Source organism: Hydrocoleum sp. CS-953 (assembly GCF_002260545.1).
Taxonomy (GTDB): Bacteria; Cyanobacteriota; Cyanobacteriia; order Cyanobacteriales; family Microcoleaceae; genus Trichodesmium.
Genome location: NZ_LGSU01000875.1, coordinates 1 through 5,181 on the forward strand (window position 1 = coordinate 1; position 5,181 = coordinate 5,181).

General features: G+C 37.8%; 6 protein-coding genes and 1 pseudogene. 3 read left to right on the top strand and 4 right to left on the bottom strand.

Annotated elements, in window-relative coordinates:
• Nucleotides 1-1,072 precede the first annotated feature (1,072 nt).
• The 3 genes from AFK68_RS11505 (at nt 1,073) to AFK68_RS44835 (ending at nt 3,216) form a co-directional block, all read left to right on the top strand.
• On the top strand, nt 1,073-2,149 hold the full coding sequence (locus AFK68_RS11505) for a DUF3474 domain-containing protein (RefSeq protein ID WP_094672879.1): 1,077 nt from the start codon (nt 1,073-1,075) through the stop codon (nt 2,147-2,149).
• A 24-nt stretch (nt 2,150-2,173) separates the two neighbouring features.
• The gene (locus AFK68_RS11510; RefSeq protein ID WP_143437789.1) at nt 2,174-2,656 is read left to right on the top strand and encodes a bifunctional 2-polyprenyl-6-hydroxyphenol methylase/3-demethylubiquinol 3-O-methyltransferase UbiG; all 483 of its coding nucleotides are present in this window, start codon (nt 2,174-2,176) and stop codon (nt 2,654-2,656) included.
• A 41-nt stretch (nt 2,657-2,697) separates the two neighbouring features.
• Nucleotides 2,698-3,216, top strand: coding sequence for a class I SAM-dependent methyltransferase (locus AFK68_RS44835; RefSeq protein ID WP_371357328.1), 519 nt, complete (start codon nt 2,698-2,700; stop codon nt 3,214-3,216).
• 273 nt (nt 3,217-3,489) lie between these two features.
• Here AFK68_RS44835 and trpA (AFK68_RS11520) read toward each other — a convergent pair.
• From trpA (AFK68_RS11520) to ndhL, 4 genes and pseudogenes are all read right to left on the bottom strand, one after another.
• A partial coding sequence (gene trpA / locus AFK68_RS11520) for a tryptophan synthase subunit alpha (protein WP_143437791.1) occupies nt 3,490-4,174 on the bottom strand: 685 nt, incomplete at its 5' end.
• Nucleotide 4,175: 1 nt separating this feature from the next.
• Nucleotides 4,176-4,501, bottom strand: a pseudogene (gene trpA / locus AFK68_RS11525) (tryptophan synthase subunit alpha); the annotation flags it as partial.
• 113 nt (nt 4,502-4,614) lie between these two features.
• Complete coding sequence (locus AFK68_RS11530) at nt 4,615-4,938, bottom strand: DUF3007 family protein (RefSeq protein WP_094672885.1); 324 nt, start codon at nt 4,936-4,938, stop codon at nt 4,615-4,617.
• Nucleotides 4,938-5,147: an NAD(P)H-quinone oxidoreductase subunit L gene (gene ndhL, locus AFK68_RS11535; RefSeq protein ID WP_094672889.1), complete on the bottom strand. Its 210-nt coding sequence runs from the start codon at nt 5,145-5,147 to the stop codon at nt 4,938-4,940. Before ndhL ends, AFK68_RS11530 begins: the two co-directional genes overlap by 1 nt.
• Nucleotides 5,148-5,181: the final 34 nt, after the last annotated feature.

Sequence of the window (5,181 nt, forward strand, 5' to 3'; positions counted from 1 at the left end):
ATTTAGAATTTAGAATTACCTCTCCTTGAAAAGAAGAGGATTGACGAACAGGAAAATTTTTATTTATTATCCCCTATCCAAGGGGAGGCGCATACCCACAATATTTCGGTAATTATCAATTATCAATTATCAATTAATGAACCCTTTTTCCTTCTTATGTAGAGACGTTGCATGCAACGTCGCTACCTTATGTAAGAAACATTTATCAAATTAGTATTAGACTGAAAACCAGGCACTTTTTTCAAACTCAAAAAGGCTAAAAACTTTATTATTATTTATTATTAATTGTTTGAGATTTAATCAGCAAGTCCTAGTTAAGAAAATTCTTGTGCCTAACTACTCCCTGATTATGCTACGATATATACTGTTTCATCTTCCACTAGCTACTTGGTAGTCTTGTAGCAGTAGTGTTTCGAGTTGGTGTAACTCTCTTTGTATTAAGAGGGATATAGCAAAAGTCGCTACTTGTTTACCACTACCAGCTCTTTTTTCTGAGCTAATGGAATTTGTCCTAATGCAGTAAAAGTGCCATAAATTTCTACCCCTCTTCTCTCTATTCATTTAGCAGAGCTACGAGTAATTGATGGGAACTTAACCTGCTCCATGTAATACCAATTCACTTTAAAGATGTCACAAATAATTTCAAACTTTATAGATGTTAAATTATTTGCTGAAATTACTTTAACGNTTGGTGTAACTCTCTTTGTATTAAGAGGGATATAGCAAAAGTCGCTACTTGTTTACCACACCAGCTCTTTTTTCTGAGCTAATGGAATTTGTCCTAATGCAGTAAAAGTGCCATAAATTTCTACCCCTCTTCTCTCTATTCATTTAGCAGAGCTACGAGTAATTGATGGGAACTTAACCTGCTCCATGTAATACCAATTCACTTTAAAGATGTCACAAATAATTTCAAACTTTATAGATGTTAAATTATTTGCTGAAATTACTTTAACGTCAGAGTTTTGAGCCGATAGAATATTATTTTGACTTTTGACTTTTGACTTCCGTGAAACGGTATAGCTTGTGTAAAGATGAAATATCGGTCATAATAGATAAACTGAAAAATTTAGTGCAATCAAACACTGTTCTCCCTCAAGCAACTGACAAAAACTCAACTCCCTCAAAAATAGAGTTACCCTTTACTCTCCAAGAGGTGAAGGCAGCTATTCCCCCCCACTGTTTTGAACCTTCCCTGTGGAGGTCTCTGAGCTATTTCTTTCTAGATATTGGCATTATCGCAGGTCTATATGCTATTGCCTACAATTTAGATTCATGGTTCTTTTTCCCCATTTTCTGGTTAATGCAAGGAACCATGTTTTGGGCTTTATTTGTAGTCGGGCATGACTGCGGTCATGGTTCCTTCTCCAAATCCAAATGGGTGAATAATTTAATAGGGCATCTATCTCATACTCCTATTCTCGTTCCCTACCACGGTTGGCGCATCAGCCACAGAACTCACCACGCCAATACCGGAAATATTGACACTGATGAAAGTTGGTATCCAGTGACTGAGAGTAATTACAATAATATGTCTTGGCCTGAAAAGATAGGTCGCTTTTATATAGTATTATTAGCCTATCCATTCTATTTATTTAGGCGATCGCCAAATCGTGCAGGCTCCCATTTCATGCCCGATAGTCCATTATTCCGTCCTAATGAAAAATGGGATGTTTTAACCAGTTCAGCTCTCTGGATGTTAATGGTAGGTTTTCTTGGTTTCCTGACCTATCAATTTGGTTGGGTTTTTCTAGTAAAATATTACCTGGTTCCTTATGTAATATTTGTGATGTGGCTAGATTTAGTCACCTTCCTACACCACACAGAACCGGATATTCCTTGGTATCGTGGAGATGATTGGTATTTTCTCAAAGGTGCATTATCAAGTATCGACCGCGACTATGGTTTTATCAACTCCATTCATCACGACATTGGTACTCACGTCGCTCATCACATCTTTTTGAGTATGCCTCATTATCATTTGAAAACAGCAACAGAGGCAATTAAACCTATCCTGGGTGAATATTATCGTAAGTCAAGCGAACCAATATGGAAGAGTTTCATTAATTCTTACTTAGCTTGTCATTTTGTTTCAGATACAGGTTCTCCAGTATATTATCAATCAGGTTGGAAGAAACCTTCAAACTAATTATATCACGGTAGAGATGTTCTTTTGAACATCTCTATTGATTTGGATAATTTTGGCAAAAGTTTCAATATTTATATGAAAACTGACTATCCAGGACATGACCGTGCTTACCAAAGGCGACAAAATAATCCAGAGTATGCAGGTTGGATGAAACATGAAGAATTGGAAGAAGACTGGCAACTCAGTTGGCAACCATTGATGCAAAAACCAGCATTTCCCAAACAGGGGAAATTACTGGAATTGGGTTGTGGGGCAGGAAATATCAGTATTTATTTTGCACAAGCAGGATATGATGTTACAGGTGTTGATATTGCTCCTACTGCAATTAATTGGGCGATTCAAAATGCAGCGAAGGCTAATGTTAATGTTAACTTTATTCAGGGTGATGTCCTCAAATTAACTGAAATTCCTGATGCCTCTTTTGATCTTGCTTTAGATGGTCGTTGTTTACATTGTATCATTGGTGCGATCGCCTTCTATTTCTCCAGACAGCTCATCGTATTCTGAGACCAGGTGGTATTCTGATAATCAATACGATGTGTAATTANCTGGAATTGGGTTGTGGGGCAGGAAATATCAGTATTTATTTTGCACAAGCAGGATATGATGTTACAGGTGTTGATATTGCTCCTACTGCAATTAATTGGGCGATTCAAAATGCAGCGAAGGCTAATGTTAATGTTAACTTTATTCAGGGTGATGTCCTCAAATTAACTGAAATTCCTGATGCCTCTTTTGATCTTGCTTTAGATGGTCGTTGTTTACATTGTATCATTGGTAGCGATCGCCTTCTATTTCTCCAGACAGCTCATCGTATTCTGAGACCAGGTGGTATTCTGATAATCAATACGATGTGTAATTACATTCTCACAACAACTAAGTTTCATAATTTTGATCCTCAAACACGCTGTACTATTTATAATGGTATAGCTACTCGCTACATTGGTTATTCTAATGATATTTTGCAAGAGATTATTGAAGCAAAATTTCTAGTTTTGAATGCAGAATTTTTGTCTCCCAGACATGATGAAGGAGGAGAACTACAAGTAATTGCCGAAAAAAGATAGAATTTATTACCGAATAATTAATAATCAATAGTTAATAATTAACAATTAAACAATTCATATTTAAAGCCTCCGCGTTAAGAAAATAATATCAAAAACTTTCTTTATGTGTTAATCTCATTTTTTCAACAAGGAGTAATTATTAATTATTAAGCATTGCTGAATAAAGGTATGAAAATAAAAATTCAACAATCTCAAATATTTGTTATTCAATAGTTTAGCAATTACCAAAAAATACGAATTATACCCAAAATCAGCAATGCCAATTATTAATTGTTAATTATTAATTATAGCTGCCTTCAAACTCTGACAAAACTGCCCGATCGCCTCCAAACCCTCATCCGGAGTTCCCTCAGCCAACCGCTTCACCACCGCACTACCAACAATAACCGCATCACTCCCCCACTTTTTTACCTGCAAAGCGTGTTCCGGTTGAGAAATACCAAAACCCACACCAATAGGTTTATCAGTCACCCCCCGCATTTGTGCCAACAAATCTTGCACCCCCGTCTGTACTTGAGTGCGCATTCCCGTAACCCCAGTCACACTCACAAGATAAATAAATCCTTGAGACTGACGAGCGATCGCCTCTATTCTCTCTTTTGGACTAGTAGGAGCTACCAATAAAGTCAACTCTATGCCAATATCCTTTGCTGGTTTCAACAAAATATCTGCCTCCTCCAACGGCAAGTCTGGCACAACCAAACCCCTAGCACCCACATCATAAATTTTTTTTAGGAAGTTCTCTACCCCTCGGTACAAAATAGGATTGTAATAAGTAAATAGAATTATTGGCGATCGCAACCTCGGACTAACCGTTTGTACTACCTCCAACACCGACTCCAAAGTTGTCCCGCGACTCAAAGAACGAGTAGCAGCAGCCTGAATTACTGGGCCATCAGCCAGAGGGTCAGAATAGGGCACACCCAACTCTATCAAATCTGCCCCACTACTATCCAATNCGGTACAAAATAGGATTGTAATAAGTAAATAGAATTATTGGCGATCGCAACCTCGGACTAACCGTTTGTACTACCTCCAACACCGACTCCAAAGTTGTCCCGCGACTCAAAGAACGAGTAGCAGCAGCCTGAATTACTGGGCCATCAGCCAGAGGGTCAGAATAGGGCACACCCAACTCTATCAAATCTGCCCCACTACTATCCAATACTTCCAAAGCCTTAGCTGTAGTTTCCAAATCTGGGTCGCCTGCTGTAATGAAGGGAATCAAAGCACACTGACCACCATTATTGCGTAGAGATTCAAAACAATGAGAAACTGAAATCATTTTTTATTTTCAATAATTGATTATAACTATCCAGTAGGGACAATAAAACTATACATCTTTTGTAGGGGTTAACGGCCGTTGACCCCTACCATAATATTTGGTTATAAATCCTGTTATTCTTGCTTTTTTCTCTTATCTAGCTTTTCCTGTTCAACTTCAGCCTGCAATTTAGCCAACTCTTCTGGGGTCATTTCTTCCAAACGCTTTTGCAGCACAGCTTCCTCATAATCCTTTAACTGTTGGTTATAAGTCATATCGCTATTCGTAACCCGAAATAAATAGGTCAGTAGCCAGATAAATAAGCCACCGACCAAAATTGCTTGTGTCCAAATACCAGCATTGGTACTATCTATCCCTACTACTTGTAATACTAAATAGAGGAGACCACCAGCACCAAAAATACCAATACTTATTACAATGGCATCAATTCGTCGCATTAACCTTCAATTTGTCGCTTTCTAGGGCGAAAGTTTAAAAATGGGGACAAAACCAACATACCAGGGAAGAATAAGAACATCAAGAAGTACATCAAAACTCGTTCAATAGAACTAGCAACATACCAACGGGTATTAAGATAAGCATAGACTATAGCTGGCATTACTAGGAGATAGGCTCCAGCTAGGGCAGCATAAATGATTAGGATAATTAGATTTGTGCCTAGTTCTAAGTTCGTTAATAGC